Below are 26,631 nucleotides of genomic sequence, written 5' to 3'. Positions count from 1 at the left end.
TCCTTTATGCAAAAAGTCCCTGCTCCTACGAGTCAGGGATGCTTTTCATTTATTTGGTTTGTTGATACATGAGCTCTTTGATTAATGCTTTTTGAACATGCAGGCGGTTTTCTGCCTGCTGAAATACTTTTGAGTGCGGTCCGTCAATAATGTCTGCTGTCACTTCTTCTCCGCGGTGTGCCGGGAGACAATGAAGGAAAATATAATCCTTTGCTGCATGACGCATTAGTGCGTCATTGACTTGATATTCTTTAAATTCAGCAAGGCGTTTCTCTGTTTCTGCTTCCTGCCCCATGCTTGTAAACACATCGGAATAAATGACATCTGCATTTTGGACAGCAGCGACAGGGTCTGTCGTAACGATGACTTCTGCGCCTGATTGTTTTGCAAACTCACGTGCTGTGTCTGTTACTTCTTGAAGTGGTTCATAGCCTTTTGGTGATGCAACTGCAATATCACAGCCTAGCTGCGCACAGCCAACCATCAAGGAGTGAGCTACGTTATTTCCGTCACCGATGTAGGCGACTTTGATTCCTTTTAATGTTCCTTTTGCTTCTTTTATCGTCAATAAATCAGCAAGTGCCTGGCATGGATGGGAGTAGTCAGTCAGTCCATTGATGACAGGAATGGACGCGTATTGTGCCAGCTCCTCGACCTTCTCATGTTCAAAGGTTCGAATCATAATGCCGTCTACATAGCCAGACAGCACCTGCGCTGTATCACTGATCGTTTCTCCTCTGCCGATTTGCAAATCATTTGAGCTGAGGAAGAGCGCATGTCCCCCAAGCTGCGTCATTCCCGCTTCAAACGACACGCGGGTTCTAGTTGACGATTTTTCAAAGATCATCGCTAACGTTTTCCCTTTGAATAAATCTTGGTATGGGTTTTGTTTCATTTCTTCCGCTTTTTCAATTAAATAAGCAATGTCATTGATTGAGAAATCTTTTAATGATAAAAAGTCTTTTCCGTATAATGTCGGTTGCACGTCAACTTGACTCATGCCGTCACTTCCTTTTTGTATAATTCTTGGAGCGATACTGGTGATACATCTCCATTTTTTCCTTGCAGGAATGCTTGAACTGTTTCATATTCTGTTAGAACTTGGACGCCGTGTGTGAGTGCTTTTACGCGTTGCTCTTTTGCCTCTTCATCTTCGCCTAAATGGATATGAAGGGATTTATCTTCGTTTTGCAGCCAAGTGTCAAAGCTGTCCGTCCAGACGTCAAAGCCTGCATGTTTTGCTTCATCTACCAATTGTTCACTGCCTTTTATAAAGAGGCTACCTTTCTGATGCCAGATCGACGCAAACACTTTTTTCAAGGCGCTTTCGGCGTTTTTGCCTACACACATTCCTTCTCCTGTCGCTTTCATTTCAGGTGTCAGCTTTAAGTCAATATCTTGAATGGCATGTGATGAGAAGACTGGGAATTTGACCGCTGTTCCCCCTTTGTTTTTCGTTACTGGGTTCAGTTCTTCAAGCGTTGCACCAGCTAGTAATTGAGTCGCAAGTGGAATCATGTCAATGCCCATCACCTTGCTGACAACTGGAACGGTCCGGCTCGCCCGCGGATTCACCTCTAGTACAAGCGCCTGATCCCCTTTGATCACAAATTGGATATTCATAATGCCCTTAAACGCTAATTTCTTCGCTATTTGTTCGGACGCAATATGCACCTGCTGTTTGATGTCCTCGCTGATGGAGACACTTGGTAAGATGGCAAAGCTGTCACCTGAATGGACGCCTGCTTTCTCAATATGCTCCACGATCGTTGGGATGAAGGTCGTTTTTCCGTCAGAAATCAGATCCACTTCAACTTCTTTTCCAGTGACATACTCATCAATTAAAATTGGATACGGCAAATGATCTGGCTGATCAAGTAGTGACGTCAAATGCGCTTCTGACTGGACAACAATCATTCCCATTCCGCCAATGACATACGATGGGCGAATTAACACAGGGTAACCGATGCTGTTAGCATGCGTGAGCGCTTCTTCTTTTGAATGAGCTGTATTTCCTTTTGCATGAGGTAGGTTCAGTTCATCAAGAAGCTGATAGAACAGATCACGATCTTCCAGCGCATCTAGCGTGTCAAAGGATGTACCTAACAACGTAATGCCCGCTTTTTCTAAGCCTTCTGCTACATTGATGGCAGTCTGTCCGCCAAATTGAACGATGACGAAATCAATTTGCTCTGCTTCCACAACGTTTAAGATGTGCTCTAATGTAATGGGCTCAAAATATAAACGATCTGCGATTTCATAATCCGTACTGACCGTCTCTGGATTGTTGTTCATCATGATCGTTTCAAAGCCAAGCTTTTGCAGGGTAAGAACGCCATGCACCGCACTATAGTCAAACTCGACTCCTTGCCCAATTCGAATTGGACCAGAGCCAATGATGAGTGCACGCTGTTTTGTTTTCTCTTGATGCTCTCCATCACTTTTGCCAAAGTATGTGGAATAGAAGTAGTTCGTTTTTGCATCAAATTCCGCTGCACATGTGTCGACAATCTTAAATGAAGCCGTAATGCCATATTCTTGACGAAGCTGTCTAATAGCCTCTTCACTATTGCCTGTTAGAAGAGCAATCGTTTCATCAAGAAAGCCCTTTTCCTTTACCTTTTTCAAGATGTCTTTGGAGAGCGTTCCTTCATGGTTCTTCAATTCCTGTTCGAGCGTGATCATATTGTTGAATACATGTAAGAAGAATAGATCGATTTTCGTCGCTTGATGGATCGCTTCAACCGTTTCCTGTCTTGAAAGAAGTTCCATGACAGCAAAGAAACGTCGATCGTCTGGTGTTTTGACAAGCTCAAATAGTTGTTCAGTCGATTGATCTTTCAATTCTGGCAGGTGGAAACCCTTTGTTTTGATTTCAAGAGAGGCGACCGCTTTTTGGATGGCTGACTCTAAATTACGGTCAATCGCCATGACTTCGCCAGTCGCCTTCATTTTTGTACCTAATTGCCGATCTGCCTGTTTAAATTTATCAAACGGCCAGCGCGGGAATTTCACGACGACATAATCGAGTGCCGGCTCAAAACTAGCATAAGTTGTGCCTGTGAGCGGGTTTTTCAGTTCGTCTAGTGTATAGCCTACCGCAAGCTTTGCTGCCATTTTAGCAATCGGATAGCCCGTTGCTTTTGAGGCAAGAGCAGATGAACGACTAACCCGCGGATTCACCTCAATGACAAAGTATTCTTTACTGAGTGGATCAAGGGCGAATTGGATGTTGCATCCCCCGACTACATCGAGTGCTGAAATGATTTTCAGGCTTGCTGAACGAAGCATTTGATAATCCTGGTCTGTTAATGTTTGCGAAGGTGCAACGACAATCGAATCTCCTGTATGCACACCAACTGGATCGATATTTTCCATATTACAAACCGTAATACACGTATTTTGACGGTCTCTCATGACCTCATATTCGACTTCTTTAAAGCCCGCAATGCTTTTTTCAACTAAACACTGATGAATCGGGCTCGCTAAAAGGGCTCCTTCAATGAGCGGTTTAAACGCTTCTTCTGTTAAAGCAATTCCGCCGCCCTTACCGCCAAGTGTGTATGCTGGTCTTAGAATGACTGGGAAGCCTACTTCTTTTGCAAATTGAAGGGCATCCTTTGCATTATCCACAATTTCACTATCTGGCACAGGTTCGTTCAACTGCTTCATGAGAGCACGGAATTTCTCTCGATCTTCACCGTTTTCAATTGTTTCAACTGACGTTCCGAGCAGGGTTACCCCGTGCTTTTTCAGCACACCGGCTTTTTCGAGCTCGACAGCAAGGTTTAAAGCGGTCTGTCCGCCAAGGTTGGCTAAAAGACCATCTGGTTTTTCCTTTTCGATGATTCTTGTCACTGAATCAACTGAAAGCGGTTCAAAATAGATTTCATCAGCAAATGATTCGTCTGTCATAATGGTTGCTGGATTGTTATTCACTAAAATCACTTTGTAGCCCTCTTCTTTTAGGGCCATACATCCTTGTGTTCCTGAGTAATCAAATTCAGCTGCCTGACCAATGATGATTGGACCAGACCCGATGACTAGAATGGTTTGTATGCTTTGATCTTTAGGCATGTGCAACTTCTCTCCTTGCTTGTTTCACTTTCTCAATAAAATCATCGAATACCCATTCACTTTCAGCAGGACCTGGGTGTGCTTCTGGATGAAATTGAACTGACATAATGAGCTTCTCTTTATGAATGAATCCTTCGACAGATCCATCATTAACATGAAGGAATTTCACGTCCACTTCTTTGTCATTCATGCTTTTTTCATTCACCACATAGCTGTGATTCTGACTTGTCATGAAAACACGTTTGGATTCTGTATCTTGTACAGGGTGATTCGCCCCGCGGTGGCCAAATGGAAGCTTATACGTATCCCCGCCAAGTGCAAGAGCGATTAATTGATGACCTAAGCAGATTCCAAGTGTCGGGAAGGTCATCATGATGTCATGAATGGTTTTTAAATATGGCTTCATTGTTTTGGGATCTCCAGGTCCATTCGATAGCAGGACCGCATCTGGCTTCATTTCAAACACCTTTTCCAGCTGTTTGTACGGAATGACGGTTACTTTACAGCCGCGCGCTTCAAGCGAATCTGCTATTGATTTTTTAAAGCCAAAATCAATAAGCGCTACATGTTCCTCGCCGCTGCCTTGAGTGTAGATTTCATCCTCTGTCACCTGTGCGATCACATTGTCTTGTTTCATGGCCGGCGGTGTTTCGTTTTCGTCTACACTGATCACAGCGTTCATCGTCCCATTTGCCCGGATGTTTTGCACGACTGCACGTGTATCGGTATGAGTCAGAAGCGGAATGTTCCACTTCTGTAAATAATCTTTTAAGCTAACCGCTGCAAGATGGTGAGAGAAATGATCCGCTGCTTCATACACAACGACAGCTTTCACTTGTGGTTTTTTGCTCTCAAAGTCTTCATGATTAATGCCATAATTTCCGATGAGTGGATATGTGAAAACAATGATTTGTCCCTTATAGGAAGGGTCTGTGAGCACCTCTTGGTAACCTGTCATCCCTGTAAAGAAAACCACTTCACCTGTCATGCCAGCTTCTCCTGTCAGATCTCCTTCAAAAGAGGCTCCATCTTCTAAATTTAAATAACCTTTCATGCTTGTGTCACCCCAAATTGAATAATTAGTAATATAGATGCATTTTTATGCGTTTAGATGCAAAAAAATTTATACCGTCACTGTTTCATTTGCTAAAACATGAGTCATCGCTTCTATTGCTTGATCTATTTCTGCTTTTTCTACATTCAGCGGAGGCAATAACCGAATCACATTCGGACCAGCTGGAAGTACTAGCAACCCCTGTTCTCTCAGAGCTGTGATATAATCTCCGACTGGCTGATGACATTCAACCCCTGCCATCAATCCTTTTCCGCGTACTTCTTTTACGATATTCAGTTGTTTCAGATCTTGTAGTTTTTCTAGCAGATAAGCGCCTTTTTCTTTGACTTCTGTCAGAAACTCATCTTTGAAAATGACATCGAGTGTTGCATTCACAGCAGCCATGGCAAGCATGTTGCCACCAAAAGTTGTTCCATGTGAACCTGGTGAGAATGCGTCTCCTAAAGCCTTTTTCCCGATGACTGCACCGACTGGGAAGCCATTTCCTAATCCTTTAGCAGAAGAGATAATATCAGGATCAAGTCCCGTCTGTTCGTATGCAAATGCTGTTCCTGTACGTCCAATACCCGTTTGAATCTCATCTACGATCAGAAGTGCTTCATGCTTTTGGCAAAACGCTTGAACAGCTTCTAGAAATTCTGTTGTCGCTGGATTTACGCCACCTTCTCCTTGCACAACCTCAAGCATCACCGCTGCCACATCATCGACTTCACATGCAGCAATAGCGTCTGGGTCATTAAACGGTACATAATGAAAGCCTTCCAGCATAGGGCCAAAGCCCGTTTTGATTTTATCTTGACCTGTAGCAGCCATACCAGCATACGTGCGCCCATGAAAAGAGTGCAAAAAAGTCACAATATTTGTTTTCCCTGTTGCTTTACGCGCTAATTTGATTGCACCTTCATTTGCCTCAGCTCCGCTATTACAGAAAAACACGAGATCCCCTGAACTGTTTGCAGCCAGCTTTTCTGCTGCTTTTTCCTGCAGCCCATTTTCAAATAGATTCGATACATGCCAGACGTGATCAAGCTGCTTCTTGATGGCTTGATTGACCTTTGGGTGATTATGACCGAGATTTGTGACCGCAATGCCTTGTATAAAGTCTAAATATTTTTTCCCATTTGTATCGAATGCCCAAGAACCTGCTGCCTCTTTAATTTCAACATTCCACCGTCCATAAGTTTGAAAGAGATGACTCACAGGACCGCCTCCTTTTCCTTCACAATTCTTGTTCCTTTAAAGGTTTCCCCTGTAAAGATACTGCCTTTGCCATTGACGATCATGACTTCATCCACATCTCTTGATAAAGCACTCAAAGCGGATTGCACTTTTGGAATCATTCCCCCGGAAATAATGCCTTCATCAATGAGCGTGAGAGCTTCTTGTTCGGTGACGACATCTAATAGCTCGCCATTTTTTAAAATGCCTTCCACATCTGTAACAAACATGAGCTTATCAGCTTTCATCGCTCCTGCGACAGCTGATGCTGCTAAATCAGCGTTTACGTTTAACGTTTGGCATTCCTCTGTCATAGACAGTGGTGCAATCACAGGAATAAATTGTTTTTCCATTAATGCTTCTGCCATCTCTGGATGCACTTCTTTGATTTCACCAACGTACCCGTACACGTCTTGATTAAGAAAATCAGCGACAAGCATCTGACCATCTTTCCCAGACACGCCGACAGATGAGATATCATGCTTTGCGAGCTCTGACACAAAGTATTTATTGACCGTTCCCGAGAGGACCATTTCGGCTACCTCTAATACCGGCTTCGTTGTTTTGCGCTGCCCGTCAACAAATTCTGTTTTCACTTCTAATTTTTGCAGCATGCTAGTGATTTCAGGGCCTCCGCCATGGACGATAGCCAGCTTAAACCCAGCAGCTTGAAGTGAGCGGACATTTTCGTAAAAGGTATCTGAAAGTTCTCGAATGACACTGCCTCCACACTTGAATACGATCGTTTTATCCATGTCTATCTCCTTCATTATGTGCGATAGCTCGCGTTAATTTTCACATAATCATAGGTAAGGTCACAGCCCCATGCCGCTGCCTGACCATTCCCCTCATTCATTTGAATCAAAATCGTGATCTCATCCTGCTCTAAATACGCTTTTGCTTCCTCTTCTGAGAATGGCTGCGGTTCATTATGTTTAAACAGACATTGTCCACCTAAATACACTTCTACCTCTTGTGGTGTGACGGACGCTGCGCTATGGCCAATCGCTCCAATGATACGCCCCCAGTTGGCGTCGGTGCCGTATACGGCTGTTTTCACTAGACTTGAACCGACGATTTTCTTCGCTATGATGCCGGCTTCTAAATGATTTTTAGCGCCAGCGACTTGCGCTTCAATTAATTTCGTTGCACCTTCTCCGTCTCTAGCAATCTCTTTGGCAAGATCCTCACAAGCTAGCTTTAATCCTTCTTTGAACAATGGCCATTCTGGATGCTCTTCATTTAGCACATCATTTTCTGCCATGCCATTTGCCATCACGAGTACCATATCGTTTGTCGATGTTTCTCCGTCGACAGTAATTTGATTAAAGGTCACATCGGTAATATCACGCAGTGCATTTTGCAGAGCGTCTTGTTCGACATTTGCATCCGTTGTCACGAAGCCAAGCATTGTTGCCATATTTGGATGAATCATACCTGAGCCCTTCGCTGCACCTGAAATGAGAATCTCTTTGCCGTTTATCGTCAGGGTGTATGTTGTGTTTTTAATGACTGTATCTGTCGTTAAGATTGCCTCTTCAAAATGACCATTTCCTGCTTTTGCTTCTTTCAGCTGAGTGATGCCTTTTTTAATTTTATCCATATCCAGACACTCTCCAATGACACCAGTAGAAGAAACAGCAATGTAATCAGGTTCTACCCCTAACATATCTGCGCAGGCTGCCTGCATTTCGTATGCGTCCTTTAAACCTTGCTCACCGGTACATGCATTGGCGATAGCACTATTGACAATGACCCCTTTTAATTGCCCTGTCTTTTTTAAGCTTTTCTGAGTGACTTGTAGAGGCGCAGCTTGAAAGTGACTTTGTGTGTATACCGCTGCACTCGCTGCCGGCACTTCACTGACGATCAGTCCGAGGTCTTTTTTTGAATAACGTAATCCAATATGAATCCCCTTTGCTTCAAAGCCTTTTGGTGATGATACGTCACCGTCTATTTTAACAATGCTTTTTTCATTCAATTCGATCATGTTTGTTGTCTCCCCTGTTCTTATGGATAGAGAGGTGTCATTGTGAGGCCCGCCTCTTCATCTAAGCCTTTGATGATGTTGAAGTTTTGAACCGCTTGGCCGGCTGCACCCTTCATGAGATTGTCGATCACAGACACAATCGTGAGTCTGCCTGTACGTTCATCTAAATGAAAGCCAACGTCACAGAAATTACTGCCGTATACTTCCCTTGTTTGCGGATACACCCCGTGATCTCTCACTCTGACAAAATAGGAATCTTCATAAAAGCCTTTCATATGCTTCATCAATTCCTCTTTTGTGATATCTGATTTCAGCTGGGTATACATCGTCGCCATAATCCCCCTTGTCATCGGGACAAGGTGCGTTGAAAATGTGATATTCGCCGTGTGCGGATTCCATTCTCTTAATATTTGCTCTATTTCAGGTGTATGTTGATGTTCATTTACCTTATAAATTTTGAAGTTGTCGTTTAGCTCTGAAAAATGCGTTCCAAGTGAGGCAGATCGTCCTGCACCGGACACTCCTGTTTTTGCATCTATGATGATCATAGATTCATCGATTAGATTCTGTTTCATCAGCGGTGCTAAACCGAGAAGAACTGCGGTAGGGAAGCACCCTGGATTTGCAATAACTTCAGCCTGCTCAATCGTTTCACGATTCAATTCAGATAACCCGTACACAGCTTGTTGAACAGATGCTTGATCAGCTGCCCTTCGTTTATACCAAGCTTCATAGGTTGCACCGTCTTGAATGCGCAAATCACCTGATAAATCAATGATAGGCACTCCTTGGTTCATGAGCTTCGGTGTGAGTTCACTTGATACGCCTGCTGGTGTCGCTAAAAACACAGCATCTGTTTCTCGCACAATGGCAGCAGGATCAATGGCTTTTAATGTTTGATCAGTAATCGTTGTTAGATGCGGATAAGATTGACTGTATAATTGCCCATCACCACTCGATGAATACAATATACATTCATCCACGTGTGGATGTTGCTTGAAGATACGAACTAATTCCGCACCACCGTATCCCGTAGCACCTATAATACCTATTTTCAACGTCAATACACCCTCTTGATCTTTGTGAAATTATTTAACATTATAACATGTATAAAAATTAATTCAATTGTATATTTAATATTTCTTTTCATTTTTTTTCATAAAAAAATCCACATATCTACGTGAGATATGCGGATTTATCTTTCATATTTCATCAAGATGATCATGAGAGCACGCATAAATATATGATAGAGCTTGCATAAAAAATGAAGTAAACGGTGAAGAAATCTGCAAACAGGCCGCCAAGCATAATTGCTATCGATGAAAAAAGAGCTGTCCAAAAATGATAGCGGCCGACCTCCTTCATTCTTTTATTCTCTGTTGTCAGTTCCGTAACGATGAGTTTTTCCCCGTGCTTTTGAAAGCCGCCTAGTGCACCAAGTGCCAGCTGAATCATATACACTTGCGCGACTTCTGTTATATGCGGAAATAGCAGCAAAAGAAATGCCATACCGAACGAATGAATAATCAAAAAGAGCCGCCTATCGGTGGTTTCGGGCAGTTTCCCTAAAAGTAAATGAATAAACGCTCCGCTTAAACCAAACAGGCCATAGGCAAGACCAAACTGAGAGTAGCTTGATCCAACATTTTTAATAAAAAGAATGTAAAAAGGGAAAATCAAACTGCTGGCGAAAAACAGCAGACTTTGTGAGTAGACGAACCATTTCATTGCTTTTGCATTCATTGTGTATTGTACCTTTCATAAAAGTAATTGATAAACCTGCCGTCCGGATCTGCTTGCTTTTTCTTTTGGAAGAACACATCCGTTTTAGGATACGCCTGTTTCATTTGTACCTTCGTTTGATAAGGCATGTACGGTAAGTAATAGCTTCCATGGTGCCGTAGCGTGATATCTGTCATTTGCCGGATGATCCGCTCTGCTTCTGCCTTCTCTTCTTTCTTAAAACCATAATTCACTAAAAGAACAAGGGCAAACATATCTTCTTTCGCATATGAGAGATCCGCTTTTTCATTTTTTTGTACGTAGCGTATTGTGATGTTCATTAAATTCAATTCTTCCTGTTGTAAATAGCTTCTCATGTCATCGATATACGCACGAAAGCGGTCGACTGGGACGAAATATTCCTGCAGTACATCTGTGTCTGACTCATTTTCATAGTCTAAAAAAGCAGAATCTGAGCGCATCACATTATTTCTTGTGATCAGCTGATCATTTTGACTTTTGAAATACTTCTTTTGCAAATTCCATAGCAGATCTTTCCCCATATCAAACCTTCTTGAAAGACCGAGCATAAATTTTAGTGGCATAACGAGTTGATCCTCTTTCAGCTCTTGATATGATTCGATCTCTTGTTGTGAAGTGAGGGAATAATTCGTCACATACATCTCTTTCAAAAAGTTTGTTTTCGCTGTTGAAATTCTGGCAAGATGCATGCGTACTTGTTTATTTTGTTTGACATGTTTTTGAAAATAATCACTGTATTCGCGATAATCTAGAGAGGTTGTCTCCATTTTGTATAATTCATCTCTCGTTAACGAAAGCTCAACATCTAAAATGACGCCGAACAAACCATATCCGCCAATCACGGCAGTAAACAAATCATCGCCCGGCTTCACTGTAACGATCTCCCCATCTGCCTTAAGCAGCCTGAAAGAACGAACGGTGTCAATGAGTGATCCGTAGCGAATGTCACGTCCATGTGCGTTTGCACTGAGGGAACCGCCAATCGTAAAGATATTCTGTGATTGCATGACCTTCACTGCAAGACCATATGGGTTGACATATCTTTGTATATCATCCCATGTAGCGCCGCTTTGGACACAGATGGTTTTCTTTTTTTTATCAAATGCTAAAATTTGGCGGAATTCTGTCATATCGAGCACGATGCCATTTTCATAATACGTATGGCCGCCCATGCTATGCTGTTTGCCGGCAATGGATATCGGCAGGTTTTTTACTTTCGCTTCTTCTACTACTTCTTTTAAAGTATCTATTTCTTTACCTTGAACGACTTTTTTTATTTTAATGGGCATGAGATGACTGACATCTGTAAACGCCTCAAGATCTTGTTTTTTGTGTGCTTGCTCCTCGCGGATGGTGATTGATGTAAAAAATGCAGCAGCGTATCCCATTAAAAGAACAATCCATAACCATTTTCGTTTCATTATGAGGTACTCCGATCTGTCATATTACACCCATTATATCAATCCATTCTCTTCCTCCACCTTATTTTTTCATAAAAAAACCTGGCATGAGTTCAACTCATACCAGGCATTTTCATTTGTGCTTATTGAATACCGAGCGCAATTTTTGCGTATCTTGACATTTTGTCTCGTGTCCAAGGCGGATTCCATACGATGTGAACTTCTGTTTCTTTCACTTCTGGAAGATCACTTAATGCTTTTTTCACTTCATCCACGATTACTGGTGCAAGAGGACACCCCATTGATGTTAAGGTCATCGTGATATCCGCTTTTCCATTCTCATCAAGATCGACATCATAGACAAGTCCAAGGTTGACGATGTCGACATTCAGCTCAGGGTCAATCACCTGTTCTAGGGCGCCTAAAATATTTTCTTTCAATGCTTCATCCATGATATCCACTCCTTTTCCATTAGTATAACGTACTTTTTCTTTTGACTAAACGTTTGTGCTTTTCAGATGTGTCACAAACCAGTCAACCGTTTCAAACATTGCTTGTCTTGAGACCTTATGGCCAGCTTGTCCATCTGTAATAAAACGAATCAGGTGCGGATCTTCTTTATATTGGGTTGCTGCTAACTCGTCATAAAGAGCTTTTGCATGCCGGTAAGGGACAACTGGATCATTTTCTGCATGCCAGAATAACAGCGGTCTTTTGTTTAATCGATCTGTTTGCAGCGTTAAATCATAAGGACGCAGCACGTCTAATTGCTGATGAACCTCTTCGTCTGTAATGTCTTTCATCAACCCTTTGTTCCGCATGTTCATGATTTGTGCTTGTAGGAATGTCGTATATTTCGGACTGCCCATCAAGCTAACTGCCGCTTTAATCCAATCATGCTTGGCGAGTGCACCAAAGGTCGTGATGCCGCCCATGGAAGTACCTGCAACACCGATCAGATCGGCTTCAATCAATTGTTTTTCTTGAAAATATGTTTTGAGTATATCGATTTCACGTATTTCGTTCAGGACAATTTCCCAGAACCTTGACGCCAGTTCCTCTAAGCTGAGGTTTTCTGATCTTACACCATGATAAGCACAGTCAGGCAAAATCACTCTCATGCCTTTTTCCGCCAAATGAAAGGCGAAGTGTAAGTTGTGCTCGCGTGCACTTGTAAATCCGTGTATAAAAAATACAAGCGGCAGCGGTTTGTTTTTATTTTCAGCTTTTACGATATGTAAAAATGGAATATCGCGCGCAATTTGCTCATCAATGGTGATCACAGCCTATGAATCCTCCTTTATCATTCCCGTCTTTGTTTATTTTAACATGTAGACAACAAAGATGTGATAAAGATACACTATAGATAGAGGCGCCGCAAGAATTGCCTCCTATCACTTACAGATCAAAGGAGATTTTATGGAGACTCAACCTTATCTAATCGCACTTGACCTGGATGGCACGTTATTAAAAGATGATAAAACCATCTCTACACACACACTTGACGTCATTCAAAAAGTGAAAGACAGCGGGCATCATGTCTGTATTTCAACCGGACGGCCATTTCGTTCCAGCTCTCCTTATTATCAGCAATTACAGCTTGATTCACCCATTGTGAATTTTAATGGAGCGTTTGTCCATCATCCTCTTGATGAAAAATGGGGAAGATTTCATACGTCACTTGATCTTCAAGTCGTTAAACAGCTTGTAGACATTAGTGAGGAGTATAAAGTACACAATGTGCTTGCTGAAGTGTTAGACGATTTGTATTTCCATTATCATGATGAGAAGCTCATTGATATATTTAATATGAATGCAAATAAAGTTACTGTTGGAGACCTTCGGGACAACCTCGGAGAGAATGTGACGAGCGTGTTAATTCACGCAAAAGAAGAGGACGTCGGAGCCATTCGAAGCTATTTATCAGATGTTCATGCAGAAGTGATTGATCATAGGCGATGGGCTGCCCCGTGGCACGTGATTGAGATCATTAAAACAGGCATGAACAAGGCTGTTGGACTGCAAAAGATCAGTGATTATTACGGCGTTCCACAGGAGCGGATTGTGGCATTCGGAGATGAAGACAATGATTTAGAAATGCTTGAATTTGCTGGATGCGGTGTGGCTATGGGCAACGGAATCGATGCCGTGAAACGTGTTTCAAATGAAGTCACTGATACAAACGAACAAGATGGAATTGCAAAGTTTCTAACGAATTACTTCTCGCTTTAATTTTTCCATTCATACATAGCAGATGGAAGCGGGCATACTACCTTTAGACAGGTTGTCCTGTCAGCTTGTGTAAAGGGGCGGATTCCGAATGGGTAAAAGAAGCAAATCGAAACGCTTTATACAACAAGGTAAAGATTCAATCAGTCTGCATGACGCACGTTTTCCTTATCGTTCTACGCTTGAAGAAGCGTCTGGCAGAGAAAACATGAAGACTGATGCTTCTGGAGGTTCATTGTGAGAAACGAACTTTTTGATCAAGCCAAATCATTTACTGAAGAAGCCCTTACTTCTTCATTTTCATCTGGGTTAGAGCGTCAACAGGCGGTCAAACGAGCCAAAAATGCCGTATCATCTGCATTTGCCAATTCGACAGATGCAGAAAGAAACCAGCTGCATACCTTCCAAGACTTGCTCGATGATCTCTAACATAAAAAAGCTGTCCAACATTGGACAGCTTTTTCTGATTCTCATGAAGCTGAAAGCAATTATTTCACTTGGAATGTTTTCTTTTCCGTGATTTGCTTCAGCCCTTCTGCTTTTCCTTTAAATGTGACGACCGCTTCATACGTTCCCGGCTTGACACCATTTGACCACGTATCTTGAAAATCATAGGCTTCGCCTTTCTTTAGCACAAAGGATTGGATAGCCTGAGTGAACATACGGTCTTTTGAATAGCGGTATTGTTCATTTCCGTTTTCGTCATACACACTGAGCTCGAATTTCTGGCTTGTGTTAAAGGTAAATTCAATATCTCGATCTGATTCATTTTTCAGTGACATGTTAAATTGAACCGAAGAACCTTTCTGGACGGGGTCTACTGTGAGTACAACCGTTTTTTCTCCCATTTGACCGGATACCTCCTTGTCTGGTTCATCCTTTTTTTGTTGTCCACAAGCGGTTAAAATCAATACAACGAGAAGAAGCACCAACCCTTTTTTCATTCGCTACCCACCTTTTAATCTCGTCTGAAAAATCCAAGAATATTAGTTGTTTGCACAATATTTGTAAAGGCTTTTGGATCGACTTCTTTAATAATTTGTTCAAGTTCATACAGCTCATACCTTGTAATGACGATCACCATCATTTCTTTTGGCTCATTGGTAAAAGCTCCCTTTGCAGGTACAGTCGTAATACCTCTGACCATTTTTCCATAAATGGCTTCCTTGATTTCATCAGCCTTCTTCGTCACAATCATCGCGGTCAGCTTCTCATGTCTTGTATGGATGGCATCAATGACCCTTGTGGTCACATACAATGTGACAAGGGTATATAATGCTTTCTCCCAACCTTGTAATAATCCTGCTGTAAAAATGATGATACCATTTAAAATGAAGAAATACGTGCCGACTGGTTTATCCTTCCACTTCGCTAAGATCATGGCTATGATGTCGAGTCCGCCTGTCGATGCCCCAAATTTGAGCGTGATCCCAATCCCTACTGCTGATATCACGCCGCCAAACACAGCATTTAGTAAAATATCATGTGAAACACTCGTTTCTGGTAAGATGCCGAGGAAAATGGTCGTCAGGGCCACACTGATGATGCTGTAAAACGTAAAGGAACGGCCCACTTTCATCCACCCTAAAATGCCGACTGGAATATTTAAAATAAATAATAGAATCCCTGTGGATACATAAAATGGCGCATATTGATCCATTAAGCTAGATAACAGCTGGGCTACCCCTGTAAACCCACTCGCGTATACATCAGCTGGAATTAAGAATAAATTTAGTCCAATCGCATTGAGCAGTGCACCAATGACGACGACAATGAGTTTTTTTGCTTCTCCGATGAACATATTGTCATTCCTCCACTTACCATTCTCTCTATGGTTTTCCCTAAAATTTAGAATTTGAACACGAAAAGTTGATTTCTGTGATATAGTTAGGCTAAAAAGTTGTAAAATATGGCTGATTTTTTTAGAAAGAAGGGATTTTGATGACTGTTCATATCATAGCAGACAGTGCTGCTGATCTGCCTCTTTCTTATTATGATGAACATAACATGACGGTTATTCCGCTCCGTGTATTGCTTGGCGAGCAGGAATTTGAAGATTTGGTCACCATTGAACCAAAACAAGTATTTGATGCGATGAGACAAGGTGCTAGCCCAAAAACGTCACAAGCTTCACCAAACCGAATCAAAGAAGCCTTTGTTTCTCTCGCACAAACCCATACATCTGCAATCTATGTTGCCTTTTCATCAGAGCTTTCTGGTACATATCAAACCGCTGTGATGATGGCAAACGAAGTGAAGGAAGAATACCCTGATTTTGATTTACGAATCATTGATTCTAAATGTGCTTCACTCGGCTATGGGCTTGCTGTCAAACACGCTCAATCACTTGCCATTGACGGAAATACAATACAAGAAATTGAAACGTCTGTAAAGCATTTTTGCGAATCTTTACAACATATTTTTACTGTAGACGATTTATCGTATTTAGCAAGAGGCGGAAGAATTAGTAAAGCGTCCGCATTTGTTGGCGGTTTATTGAGTATTAAGCCCATTTTACACGTCGAGGATGGAAAGCTCATCCCCCTTGAGAAAATCCGCGGACGTAAAAAGCTGTTGAAACGCATTATTGAATTGATGAAAGAACGTGGAACGGATTGGTCAAATCAAACTGTTGGCATTAGTCATGGTGATGATCCTGCACTTGCAGAAGACATGAGACAATTGATTGAAGCCGAATTTCATCCAAAAGAAATTGATATTCAGATTGTCGGCGCAGCTGTTGGGTCCCATTCAGGCCCAGGTACGCTTGCCATCTTCTTTACAGGCAAACCATCATAAAAAGCACCCTTCCCTGACACATCACGGGAAGGGTGCTTTTCTTATGACTTATGAAAGTTTAAAACGGTGGACGGTTTCATTTAACCTTGCCGTCATACTCATCAGTTCTTCTACCTGTTTGTTCATTTGATGGAAAGATTGCAGCTGTTCATTGGCCGAGGCAGAAATTTCTTCACTGCCAGCTGCTGTTTCTTCTACAACCGCACTAATATTTTCAATCGAGTTGAGTACTTGTCCGCCAAGCTCTGTTGATTGAACAATTTGGTCATTTAAGACCGCCATTTCTCGTTTAATGTGCTGCGCTTTTGTTTCTATATCTTCAAAGGAGTGTGAGGTTTTGTCCATCGCATCCTGCTGTTGAAGTGAAAGCTTGACTCCTTCTTTAACAGTTTGACTAATGGATTGAATGCCTCTTTCAATATGACTGACCATATCAAAGATTTGTCTTGTAGCGTTAGATGATTCGTCGGCTAGCTTACGAATTTCATCTGCTACAACGGCAAAGCCTTTTCCAGCCTCACCTGCTCTTGCCGCTTCAATCGCTGCATTTAGCGAAAGTAAGTTTGTCTGATCCGCAATGTCAGAAACTGTTTTGGCCATAGCCGAGATCCCGCTAGCATATTGCGTGAATTCTCCTGCCGACTGCTCGATTTGCCTTGTGGCATGTGTATTTTTTTCAATCGCCGTTTTGGTTTCTGTTAACGTGTGCTTTCCACTTTCCACTGCTTCTATCGCATCCCCTGTACTTTGGATGACTGTTTGTGAACGTTCGGAATTTTTACGTCCATGCTGATCCATCTTTTCAATCAAGCTAACGCCATGCTGGAGATCCTCTGAAATGGCCTGTGACCCATTTGCCATTTCGTCTGTCGAGACAGATACTTGATTTGCAGATTCCATCAGCTTTTTGTTTTCATCATCTAATTGGATCGAGAATGTCTCTACTTGACTTGAGACATTACTGATTTCTTTAATCAAACTAATCAGTTGATCTGTCATTTGATTAAAGGATTCATTCAAGCCGCCGATTTCATCCTTACGCTGAATGTCCATTCGCTCGACAGCAAGGTTGCCTTCTGCGATCTGCTTCGCTCGGTAGGAAAGTGATTTAATCGGTGTCACGATGGATCTTGTTAATCCAATATTTAAAAAGACAGCAATGACAATCAGTGTGAGAGCTGCGACGAGTGCACTTGTGATGATCCATTGCACATTATCCGCTGTATTCTCTAGATTTTGTTTATATGCTTCTTCTGCTCTTTTATTCATTGTATGGATGTCGTTTAAAACACCATCAATTCTTGCAGCGACCCGTCTTGCATCCGATGCGTTTTTTTCACCAATGGCATTATTTGCTTCCTTAGTCCACGTGTCATATTTTGCATTTAACCTTGTTAATTCATCTTTATTTATATTTCCTGCGTGTTTGTTTAACGTTTGCAGCTGTTTTTTTGCTGTAGAAATACCGGTTTGAACAACCTCTAGCTGTTCATCAGAAAGAGTCATTGAATAATTGGTCATGGTTTGTTCGACGCTTTCAAAGCTTGCCTTCGTTTTTTGAACATTTAATAAGGCTTGAACTTCTGTTTCATTTGATGATTGGATCTTTGTCATACTGACAATGATAAAGGCGATGACGCCAACTGCTAAAAGAAGTGAGACGAGTGAGTTGAGTAAAATTTTGATGCGCAAGCTCATGATGCGTCCCCCTCATCTTTTAGCAATTGCTGCTTCAGTTCATTTACTTTTTTGGTCAATGTTTCAGCATCTTTGAGCACCCGAATTCTTGCCATATCGATTCCGTCATTGTTTAAGTCGTAGATAACATGCCCATTTTTGATTTGATTGCTCTTGACAAGCTGTTCGCTGAATTGATAGACCACTTCATCGACTTTTTTTACCATGGACGAAATCACCGCTTTTTCAGCGGTGTAGTACTGATCACTATCTACACCAATGGCATATTTGCCCTGCGCTTGCGCTTCTTTTAATACACCGACACCTGTATAGCCAGCTGCGGCATATAAAACGTCTGCTTTCTTTTTGATCATGCCTTTGGCTATTTTACTGCCTTTGTCCGCATCACTAAACGTATTAGCATAGGTGGATAAGATCTTGATGTTCGGATTCACTGATTTGGCGCCTTTTTGGAACCCTTTTTCAAAACGATGGATCAACTCCGCATCGACACCGCCAACAAATCCAATGACATCACTTTTCGTTGTCATTGCAGCAAGTGCGCCCGCTAAATAGCTGCCTTGCTCTTCTTTAAACGTCACGGAGGTCACATTTTTCAGCTCAGATACGGCATCGATGAGCAAAAAGTGCTTCTTCGGATATTTCTTTGCGACTTTTTCTAAGTCTTCTTGCATACTAAAGCCTACCCCGATGACGAGATCATTGCCAGATTTTACAAGCTCGGTCAGTCCTTTTTCATATGTATCGGTTTCTGCAATTTCTCTATAATCAAATTCAATACCTAGGTCATCACGTGCTTTTTCTAATCCTTTAAACGATGAATCGTTAAATGATTGATCACCAAGACCATCATCTGTGAGCATAACGCCAATATGCTTCGCATTTGATGCTGGTGGTTCCCCTTGTTGATTGCTGCATGCGGCGAGCACCATAAGCACGGCTACCAACAGAAGCAATGAAATTTTCACTTTCATCCAAACACACACTCCTTTTGTCATCCTTACTCCTTTCTTATCGGATTTGAGAGGCGTTGTTTCAATGATTAAGTGAAGGTTTTTCAGCTTTTTTCATGACTTTTTTCACTAAAAAAAACCATTATTTATCACAAATATAAAAAAAGGGATAAAACCATGATGATTTTATCCCTTTTTCTTCATTTCAGTGTGATATGAAAACCCATGAGGTTAGGGTTCTCTTTCACGCTGCTCATTTTTTCTCATATGTCCAGCCCTCTTTTTGGTAGACTAGGCCGTTTTTCATCAAATGACCTAATGCTCGTTTAAAGGCTGCCTTGCTCATTTGGAATCGTTCACGGATGTCTTCTGGATCACTTTTGTCTCCATAAGGCATGGCACCATTTCTCGTTCTCATATAGGTTAAAATTTCTTCTGCATCGACAGATAACGCTTCCTGTTTTCTAGGAAGCAGAGAAACGTTCACGGTCCCATCCTCTTTCACTGCAATGACGCGTCCTGTCACGGTCGATCCTAATCTTGGTTCTTCCTTTCGTTCCGTGCGGTGGATAAACCCTCGCACGCCTGTATCTGTCAGCATAAACGAGCCTGTCGCAATTAAGCGATAAATCGTACCAGTGATTTCTTTGTTCATTAAGGTTTCAGGTGCCTCTGTAAACAATTCACTGATCACATCTTCAGTGGCTGGCTTTGCGAACATTCTGCCGTAGCTTGTGACTTTCAGCATACAGTAAAGTTTGTCTCCTTTTTTCGGCCATGCTTCCTCAAAAGGCGGTAGATGTTCTGTTGCAACAAGTGCATCCTTTGAAAGCCCGACATCCACAAATGCGCCCATGTCTTCTAGGACGTCTACGACTTCTACCCAGCCATATGTATGCGCATTGATTGTCGGTATTTTCATCGTCGCAGCTAGTCTTTCTTCATGATCTACGTATAAGTAGACCTCTACTTCATCTTGGTCACCAATATCTTCTGTCATTTCACTGCGGTGCAAGAGGACCGAATCTTCACCATCTGTCAAAAAGTAGCCGTATTCCATCTCGTTCTCTATTTGCAAGGTCAGTTGCTCACCTGGTCTCATGTTCTCTTCCTTCCTATCTGCTCATAAAAGAGCGTTCGTTCATCTTTTGATTCACTTTATTCTACTATACTTCTCCTCACATGAACATCTCTAGTTCTGTTAGCTAAAGTGGTCAAACCGAACGCGATTTATACCGCTGCTGGCAGAACTCTTTGACTCATCTCTTTGATAAAGTTTCTTCTTCTCCACGTTGCATGATAAAATAGACGCAATATCTATCCATGGAGGTCATGTGTTATGGCAAAAGAAAGCTCATTTGACATTGTATCAAAGGTTGAACTGCCTGAGGTGCAAAACGCCGTTCAAGCAGCGCTGAAGGAAATTAAAAACCGTTATGATTTTAAAGGAAGTAAAAGTGATATTTCTCTTGAAAAAGAGGAGCTCGTGCTCATCTCTGATGATGATTTTAAGCTGGAGCAGCTAAAAGATGTACTTGTGTCAAAGCTGATCAAACGAAATGTTCCAACTAAAAACATCGACTACGGAAAAACCGAGCATGCCCTTGGCGGAACCGTACGCCAGCGCGCGAAGCTGATCAGCGGAATTGATCAAGACAACGCCAAAAAGATCAATGCACTCATTAAGCAATCCGGCATCAAAGTGAAGTCACAGTTTCAAGATGACCAAGTGCGTGTAACAGGAAAAAATAAAGATGATTTACAAGAGGTTATTTCTCTTATGCGCAAGGCAGATTTACCGATTGACGTTCAATTTATAAATTTTCGATAAATTTCAAATTTTCCATTGATTATTTCCGATTTTTTCGATACAGTGGATGGAAGTTCAATTTATTGACATGTTCATATCGCTTTCTTATCAAGAGAGGCAGAGGGACTGGCCCTGTGAAGCCTCAGCAACCGGTGTAGTAGAAATATATTTTCTATGACCAAGGTGCTAAATCCAGCAAGCAACTGCTTGGAAGATAAGAAGAAGAATTACGATACAGCCAAAAAGTCTTCTTCTTATCAGAAGGCTTTTTTTGTTACATAAAAATAAGGAGGAAACCAATGGGCCTATTACAAGACTTACAAAACCGCGTACTGATTGCTGACGGTGCAATGGGAACACTTTTATACTCTTACGGCATTGACCGCTGCTTTGAAGAATTAAATTTATCGAAAGAAGATGAAGTAAGGCGCGTGCACGAAGCATATGTGCAGGCTGGTGCGGACATCATTCAAACAAATACGTACGGCGCAAATTATATTAAACTATCCCGCTACGGCTTAGAGGAAGAAACAAAGCGCATCAATACAAAGGCGGTACAAATCGCAAAAACAGCCGCCGGCTCTGCTTATGTCCTTGGAACGATCGGCGGCATTCGAACGTTTAACAAAAATGCCTATACAATTGAAGAAATTAAACGAAGCTTTAGAGAGCAGCTGTACATTCTATTAAATGAGCAGCCCGATGGATTATTGCTAGAAACGTATTATGACATGGAAGAAGCGAAGGCCGTTCTCCAAATTGCACGAAAAGAAACGACTCTCCCGATTGTCATGAACGTCTCCATGCATGAACAAGGTGTGTTGCAGGATGGAACACCGCTCAAGGATGGTTTATCTGAATTGTCCTCTCTTGGCGCAGACGTCGTTGGCATCAACTGCCGGCTTGGCCCTTATCATATGATTCAGGCACTCGAAGGCGTTCCAATTTTAGAAAATTCCCATTTATCAGTCTATCCCAACAGCAGTCTTCCCTCTCTTGAAGAAGGCAGACTCGTCTATGATACAGATAACGATTATTTTCGAAAAAGTGCACTTGAATTTAGAAATCAAGGCGCACGTATTATCGGCGGCTGCTGCGGAACAACGCCTCAGCATATTCACGCAATGGCTGAAGCGGTCAAGGATTTAGCCCCGATCACTGAAAAAGAAGTGAAAGTATTAAAAGAAGAAATCATTTCGATTCAAGATCAGCGGACTGAACCAGGTCTTGATGAGCTCGCTACGAAAAAACGGACGATTATTGTAGAGCTTGATCCGCCGAAGAAGCTGAACTTCGAAAAATTCCTCGTCGCGGCAAATGAGTTAAAGAATGCAGGCATTGATGCCTTGACATTAGCCGATAATTCTCTTGCGACCCCGCGCATTAGCAATGTGGCTTGCGGGGCATTATTGAAACAGCAGCTTGATATGCGTTCACTCGTCCATATCACGTGCCGTGATCGTAATTTGATTGGGCTTCAGTCCCATTTGATGGGTCTCGACACCCTTGGTTTAACTGATATTTTAGCCATTACAGGCGACCCTTCTAAGATTGGAGATTTTCCAGGTGCAACGTCGGTTTATGATTTAACCTCCTTTGATTTGATTCGGCTGATTAAGCAGTTTAACGAAGGCCTTTCTTTCTCAGGGAAGCCGCTTGGCAAAAAGACCAATTTTTCAGTAGCTGGCGCGTTTAATCCAAATGTTCGTCACATTGATAAAGCGGTCAAACGTCTTGAGAAAAAAATCGAATACGGTGCTGATTATTTTATTTCACAGCCTGTTTATTCTGAGGAACAGCTTGTGAAAATTCATGAGGAGAGCCGTCATTTAGATAAGCCGATTTATATTGGCGTTATGCCGTTAACAAGCAGCCGAAATGCGGAGTTTATTCATCATGAAATTCCAGGCATCAAATTATCTGATTCCATTCGTGACATTATGGCCAAGGCTGGTGAGGATAAAGAGAAGCAGCGAGCAGAAGGCTTAGCGATTGCCCGCTCTTTATTAGATACAGCCTGCGAATTGTTTAACGGCATTTATTTAATTACCCCTTTCCTTCGATCAGACTTAACAGCAGAACTAACCACCTACATTCATCAGAAAGAAAAGGAGTCAAACACCCATGTCAACTATCACTGAACAGCTTAAGAAACGCATCCTCGTCCTTGATGGTGCAATGGGGACCATGATTCAAAATGCCAATCTCACAGCAGAAGACTTTGGCGGAGAAGAGTATGAGGGCTGTAACGAGTATTTAAATGTGACAGCCCCTCACATCATCCGCGCGATTCATAGAGAATACCTTGAGGCAAGCGCCGACCTCATTGAAACGAATACGTTCGGGGCTACAAAGCTCGTCCTTGACGAATACGGGCTTGGCCACCTTGCCTATGAACTCAATATACGGGCTGCCCAGCTGGCAAAGGACGAAGCTGACCGTTTCTCCACGCCGGAGCAGCCCCGATTTGTTGTAGGTGCGATGGGTCCCACTACGAAAACATTATCTGTGACAGGCGGCACAACCTTCGATGAGCTCGTCAGAAACTATGAAGAGCAGGCCCGCGCCCTGATTGATGGCAAATGTGATGCCCTTCTTTTAGAAACAAGTCAAGACATGCTGAATGTAAAAGCTGGTTTCAAAGGCATTCAGGAAGCCTTCCAGCAGACAGGTATTGAGTTGCCTCTAATGGTATCGGGTACGATTGAACCGATGGGCACTACCCTCGCTGGTCAGGATATTGAAGCCTTTTATATCTCTCTTGAGCATATGAAACCAATGAGTGTCGGCCTGAACTGTGCGACGGGTCCTGAATTCATGACAGACCATATCCGCACGCTCTCCTCCATCGCCAAGTCAGCGGTTAGCTGCTATCCAAATGCTGGTCTACCAGATGAAGAAGGTCAATATCATGAATCCCCTGCTTCACTTGCTAAAAAAATTTCCGCCTTTGCCAAGGAAGGCTGGTTAAATATTGTTGGCGGCTGCTGCGGAACAACACCTGCACATATACAGGCATTGTCAGATGAAGTACGAACGATTCAGCCGCGTCACATTGCGCATGAATCGTCTCAGCATACCGTCTCAGGAATTGAGCCTCTGATATATGAGGAGTCAATGCGTCCTCTTTTTGTAGGAGAACGAACCAACGTGATTGGTTCACGCAAATTCAAACGACTCATTGCGGAACAAAAGTTTGAAGAAGCATCAGAAATTGCTCGTGCACAGGTAAAAAACGGCGCTCACGTGATTGATGTGTGTCTCGCTGATCCAGATCGCGAGGAGGCGGCTGACATGGAAGGCTTTTTACAAGAGGCTATGAAAAAAGTCAAAGCCCCTTTTGTCATAGATTCAACGGATAAACACGTGATCGAAAAAGCGCTCACATATTCCCAAGGGAAAGCCATCATCAATTCCATTAACCTTGAGGATGGCGAAGAACGCTTCGAAGAAATTCTTCCACTTGTGAAGCTATACGGCGGTGCACTTGTTGTCGGCACGATCGATGAAACAGGGATGGCTGTAACAGCAGAACGAAAGCTGGAGATTGCCGTACGCTCTCATGATCTATTAACGAAGAAATATGGCATTCCCGCAAGTGACATCATTTTTGATCCACTTGTCTTTCCAGTAGGCACTGGAGACGAGCAGTATATTGGCGCTGCCGAAGAAACGATCAAAGGCATCAAAATGATCAAGGAAAACCTGCCTGAGTGCTTGACGATTTTAGGCATCAGCAACGTGTCTTTTGGACTCCCGCCTCTTGGGAGAGAAATTTTGAATGCCGTCTACTTGTATCACTGCGTCCAAGCAGGACTTGATTACGCCATCGTGAATACAGAAAAGCTTGAACGCTTCGCTTCCATTCCAAAGGAAGAAATTAAGCTGGCTGAAACACTGCTCTATGAAACAAATGATCAAACCCTTGCTGAATTCACCCAATTTTACCGAGGCAAAAAGAAAACGGAGAAAAAACCAAAGGTCTCCTTATCACTTGATGAAAGGCTAGCACTCTACGTCGTCGAAGGAACAAAAGAAGGACTTATCGATGATTTATCCCTTGCTCTAGAGCAATTTGAATCACCACTTCATATCATCAATGGTCCGTTAATGCAGGGAATGGCTGAGGTTGGACGTCTTTTCAATCAAAACGAACTGATTGTGGCGGAAGTGCTTCAATCGGCAGAGGTCATGAAGGCATCTGTATCGTATCTCGAGCAATATATGGAAAAGCAGCATGCAAACGGAAAAGGTAAGATTCTACTTGCCACTGTAAAAGGAGATGTCCATGATATTGGAAAAAACCTTGTCGACATCATTTTGAGTAATAACGGCTTTCAAGTGGTCGATCTCGGGATCAAGGTGACACCACAAACATTGATCGAAGCTGTGCAAAAGGAAAAGCCAGATATGATTGGGTTATCAGGATTACTTGTGAAATCAGCACAGCAAATGGTACTCACCGCTCAGGATTTACAAAAGGCGAATATTTCCGTGCCCATTTTGGTCGGTGGCGCTGCACTTTCTCGAAAATTTACGAAAATGAAGATTTCGCCTCATTATGACGGACCGGTTCTTTACGCAAAAGATGCGATGGACGGCTTATCTTTAGCCAATGAGTTAAAAGCAAATCCTCTTCAGTTTCAAATTAAGCCCGACGAAGAGCCTGTGGCACCTTTCAAAAAGAAAGAAACAAAGCAGCCACAAGCTGTCATTGAATTACTAGAAAAACGTGCGGCACTCCCTGATGCACCTATTTTCACGCCAGAAAATACGGCACGTCATTATGTAAGGGACATCGACCTGCATCATATTATGCCTTATGTAAATGAACAAATGCTCATTGGCCACCACCTTGGGTTAAAAGGAAAGGTCAAAACATTGTTAGCGCAGCAGCATCCAAAAGCATTGGAATTAAAGCAGCTTGTCACAGACCTTCTAAACGAAGGCAGAGAGAAAAACTGGTTTGCCCCTGCATTTGTTTATCAATTTTATCCTGCTAGTTCAAACGGAAATGATCTGCATATTTATGATCCCGAAGCGCCTGACGGTATCATTGAAACATTCCAATTTCCAAGACAGGAGAAGCTTCCGTACCGCTCCATTTCTGATTATGTGCGGGGAAGCGGTGAAAGGGAGAAAGATTATATTGCCTTATTTGCCGTCACAGCCGGAGCGCGTATACGTGAAGTCGCGCAGCACTTTAAGCAAGAAGGAGATTATTTAAAAATGCATGCAGTTCAAGCTCTTGCGCTTGAGCTTGCAGAAGGATTAGCCGAAAGAACCCACCAAGTGATTCGTGACAAATGGGGCTTTCCTGACCCAGTCGATTTCACAATGGAAAAACGATTTCAAGCGAAATATCAAGGGCAGCGCTATTCCTTTGGTTATCCCGCCTGTCCAAATCTTGAAGACCAAGAAAAACTGTTCAAGCTGCTTCAGCCTGAAAAAATCGGCATCCATCTAACAGAAGGATTTATGATGGAACCTGAAGCATCTGTTTCAGCGATCGTCGTTTCTCATCCTGAAGCTCGATATTTTAATGTTCATTAATGCAGAACCTCCGAAACTGGAGGTTCTTTTTTGCTGGGAAAATTAGATAAACTTCAATTTTTACA

23 protein-coding genes and 1 riboswitch are annotated in these 26,631 nt (G+C 42.4%); of the genes, 7 read left to right on the top strand and 16 right to left on the bottom strand.

The window, feature by feature from the left end:
- Positions 1–49: 49 nt before the first annotated feature.
- The 11 genes from argF to MHH54_RS05530 all read right to left on the bottom strand — a co-directional run bounded on the left by argF (position 50) and on the right by MHH54_RS05530 (position 12,807).
- Positions 50–1,000, bottom strand: a complete 951-nt coding sequence (gene argF, locus MHH54_RS05580; RefSeq protein WP_003211887.1) for an ornithine carbamoyltransferase — start codon at positions 998–1,000, stop codon at positions 50–52.
- Positions 997–4,077 (bottom strand): carbamoyl phosphate synthase large subunit, encoded by a 3,081-nt coding sequence (locus MHH54_RS05575; RefSeq protein WP_226805007.1) that lies wholly within the window; start codon positions 4,075–4,077, stop codon positions 997–999. The genes argF and MHH54_RS05575 overlap by 4 nt, the downstream gene beginning before the upstream one ends.
- On the bottom strand, positions 4,070–5,131 hold the full coding sequence (locus MHH54_RS05570) for a carbamoyl phosphate synthase small subunit (protein ID WP_003211597.1): 1,062 nt from the start codon (positions 5,129–5,131) through the stop codon (positions 4,070–4,072). The genes MHH54_RS05575 and MHH54_RS05570 overlap by 8 nt, the downstream gene beginning before the upstream one ends.
- Positions 5,132–5,200: 69 nt before the next feature.
- Complete coding sequence (locus tag MHH54_RS05565) at positions 5,201–6,352, bottom strand: acetylornithine transaminase (RefSeq protein WP_003211045.1); 1,152 nt, start codon at positions 6,350–6,352, stop codon at positions 5,201–5,203.
- Positions 6,349–7,125: an acetylglutamate kinase gene (argB, locus tag MHH54_RS05560; protein WP_003212449.1), complete on the bottom strand. Its 777-nt coding sequence runs from the start codon at positions 7,123–7,125 to the stop codon at positions 6,349–6,351. The genes MHH54_RS05565 and argB overlap by 4 nt, the downstream gene beginning before the upstream one ends.
- 14 nt (positions 7,126–7,139) lie before the next feature.
- Positions 7,140–8,360, bottom strand: coding sequence for a bifunctional ornithine acetyltransferase/N-acetylglutamate synthase (gene argJ, locus MHH54_RS05555; protein ID WP_003211940.1), 1,221 nt, complete (start codon positions 8,358–8,360; stop codon positions 7,140–7,142).
- Between the two features lie 20 nt (positions 8,361–8,380).
- Positions 8,381–9,418: an N-acetyl-gamma-glutamyl-phosphate reductase gene (gene argC / locus MHH54_RS05550; RefSeq protein WP_342500776.1), complete on the bottom strand. Its 1,038-nt coding sequence runs from the start codon at positions 9,416–9,418 to the stop codon at positions 8,381–8,383.
- Between the two features lie 163 nt (positions 9,419–9,581).
- Entirely contained in the window at positions 9,582–10,103 is a 522-nt protein-coding gene (locus MHH54_RS05545) for an MFS transporter (protein WP_342500775.1), read from the bottom strand.
- Positions 10,100–11,545: an FAD-binding oxidoreductase gene (locus MHH54_RS05540; protein ID WP_226805004.1), complete on the bottom strand. Its 1,446-nt coding sequence runs from the start codon at positions 11,543–11,545 to the stop codon at positions 10,100–10,102. Before MHH54_RS05540 ends, MHH54_RS05545 begins: the two co-directional genes overlap by 4 nt.
- A 122-nt stretch (positions 11,546–11,667) precedes the next feature.
- On the bottom strand, positions 11,668–11,976 hold the full coding sequence (locus MHH54_RS05535) for a metal-sulfur cluster assembly factor (RefSeq protein WP_003211530.1): 309 nt from the start codon (positions 11,974–11,976) through the stop codon (positions 11,668–11,670).
- 45 nt (positions 11,977–12,021) lie between these two features.
- Positions 12,022–12,807: a prolyl oligopeptidase family serine peptidase gene (locus tag MHH54_RS05530; protein ID WP_226805002.1), complete on the bottom strand. Its 786-nt coding sequence runs from the start codon at positions 12,805–12,807 to the stop codon at positions 12,022–12,024.
- Positions 12,808–12,943: 136 nt separating this feature from the next.
- Between MHH54_RS05530 and MHH54_RS05525 the strand changes: the two genes are divergently transcribed.
- From MHH54_RS05525 to MHH54_RS05515, 3 genes are all read left to right on the top strand, one after another.
- Entirely contained in the window at positions 12,944–13,756 is an 813-nt protein-coding gene (locus MHH54_RS05525) for a Cof-type HAD-IIB family hydrolase (protein WP_003211732.1), read from the top strand.
- An 88-nt stretch (positions 13,757–13,844) separates the two neighbouring features.
- Positions 13,845–13,994, top strand: a complete 150-nt coding sequence (locus MHH54_RS05520; protein ID WP_003211909.1) for a hypothetical protein — start codon at positions 13,845–13,847, stop codon at positions 13,992–13,994.
- The gene (locus tag MHH54_RS05515; RefSeq protein ID WP_024425070.1) at positions 13,991–14,182 is read left to right on the top strand and encodes a DUF3813 domain-containing protein; all 192 of its coding nucleotides are present in this window, start codon (positions 13,991–13,993) and stop codon (positions 14,180–14,182) included. The genes MHH54_RS05520 and MHH54_RS05515 overlap by 4 nt, the downstream gene beginning before the upstream one ends.
- A 59-nt stretch (positions 14,183–14,241) precedes the next feature.
- Here MHH54_RS05515 and MHH54_RS05510 read toward each other — a convergent pair whose 3' ends face one another.
- Positions 14,242–14,697, bottom strand: coding sequence for a BsuPI-related putative proteinase inhibitor (locus tag MHH54_RS05510; protein ID WP_058014326.1), 456 nt, complete (start codon positions 14,695–14,697; stop codon positions 14,242–14,244).
- 14 nt (positions 14,698–14,711) lie between these two features.
- A complete protein-coding gene (locus tag MHH54_RS05505; protein ID WP_003211320.1) occupies positions 14,712–15,554 on the bottom strand; it encodes a YitT family protein in 843 nt (280 codons plus the stop codon).
- A gap of 140 nt (positions 15,555–15,694) precedes the next feature.
- Here MHH54_RS05505 and MHH54_RS05500 point away from each other — a divergent pair, with 140 nt between their 5' ends.
- The gene (locus tag MHH54_RS05500) at positions 15,695–16,552 is read left to right on the top strand and encodes a DegV family protein (RefSeq protein WP_003211090.1); all 858 of its coding nucleotides are present in this window, start codon (positions 15,695–15,697) and stop codon (positions 16,550–16,552) included.
- Between the two features lie 48 nt (positions 16,553–16,600).
- Here MHH54_RS05500 and MHH54_RS05495 read toward each other — a convergent pair whose 3' ends face one another.
- The 3 genes from MHH54_RS05495 to MHH54_RS05485 form a co-directional block, all read right to left on the bottom strand.
- Positions 16,601–18,250, bottom strand: a complete 1,650-nt coding sequence (locus MHH54_RS05495) for a methyl-accepting chemotaxis protein (RefSeq protein ID WP_050945323.1) — start codon at positions 18,248–18,250, stop codon at positions 16,601–16,603.
- On the bottom strand, positions 18,247–19,224 hold the full coding sequence (locus MHH54_RS05490) for a BMP family ABC transporter substrate-binding protein (protein ID WP_106035946.1): 978 nt from the start codon (positions 19,222–19,224) through the stop codon (positions 18,247–18,249). Before MHH54_RS05490 ends, MHH54_RS05495 begins: the two co-directional genes overlap by 4 nt.
- Before the next feature lie 232 nt (positions 19,225–19,456).
- Positions 19,457–20,305 carry a S1 RNA-binding domain-containing protein gene (locus MHH54_RS05485; RefSeq protein ID WP_003212403.1) on the bottom strand — a complete coding sequence of 283 codons (849 nt, stop codon included), beginning with the start codon at positions 20,303–20,305 and terminating at the stop codon, positions 19,457–19,459.
- Between the two features lie 237 nt (positions 20,306–20,542).
- Here MHH54_RS05485 and MHH54_RS05480 point away from each other — a divergent pair, with 237 nt between their 5' ends.
- The 3 genes from MHH54_RS05480 (at position 20,543) to metH (ending at position 26,566) form a co-directional block, all read left to right on the top strand.
- Positions 20,543–21,034, top strand: coding sequence for a YajQ family cyclic di-GMP-binding protein (locus MHH54_RS05480; protein ID WP_003211707.1), 492 nt, complete (start codon positions 20,543–20,545; stop codon positions 21,032–21,034).
- A gap of 81 nt (positions 21,035–21,115) precedes the next feature.
- Positions 21,116–21,234: riboswitch (SAM riboswitch) on the top strand.
- Between the two features lie 78 nt (positions 21,235–21,312).
- The gene (locus MHH54_RS05475; RefSeq protein WP_003211896.1) at positions 21,313–23,154 is read left to right on the top strand and encodes a bifunctional homocysteine S-methyltransferase/methylenetetrahydrofolate reductase; all 1,842 of its coding nucleotides are present in this window, start codon (positions 21,313–21,315) and stop codon (positions 23,152–23,154) included.
- Positions 23,138–26,566, top strand: a complete 3,429-nt coding sequence (gene metH, locus MHH54_RS05470; protein WP_106032337.1) for a methionine synthase — start codon at positions 23,138–23,140, stop codon at positions 26,564–26,566. Before MHH54_RS05475 ends, metH begins: the two co-directional genes overlap by 17 nt.
- The last annotated feature ends 65 nt before the right edge of the window (positions 26,567–26,631 follow it).

Origin of the sequence: Bacillus sp. FSL K6-4563 (assembly GCF_038630405.1) — a bacterium.
GTDB lineage: Bacteria > Bacillota > Bacilli > Bacillales > Bacillaceae > Bacillus > Bacillus pumilus.
Note: the sequence above shows the minus strand (reverse complement) of the source record. Positions and strands in the feature narration are given on the sequence as shown.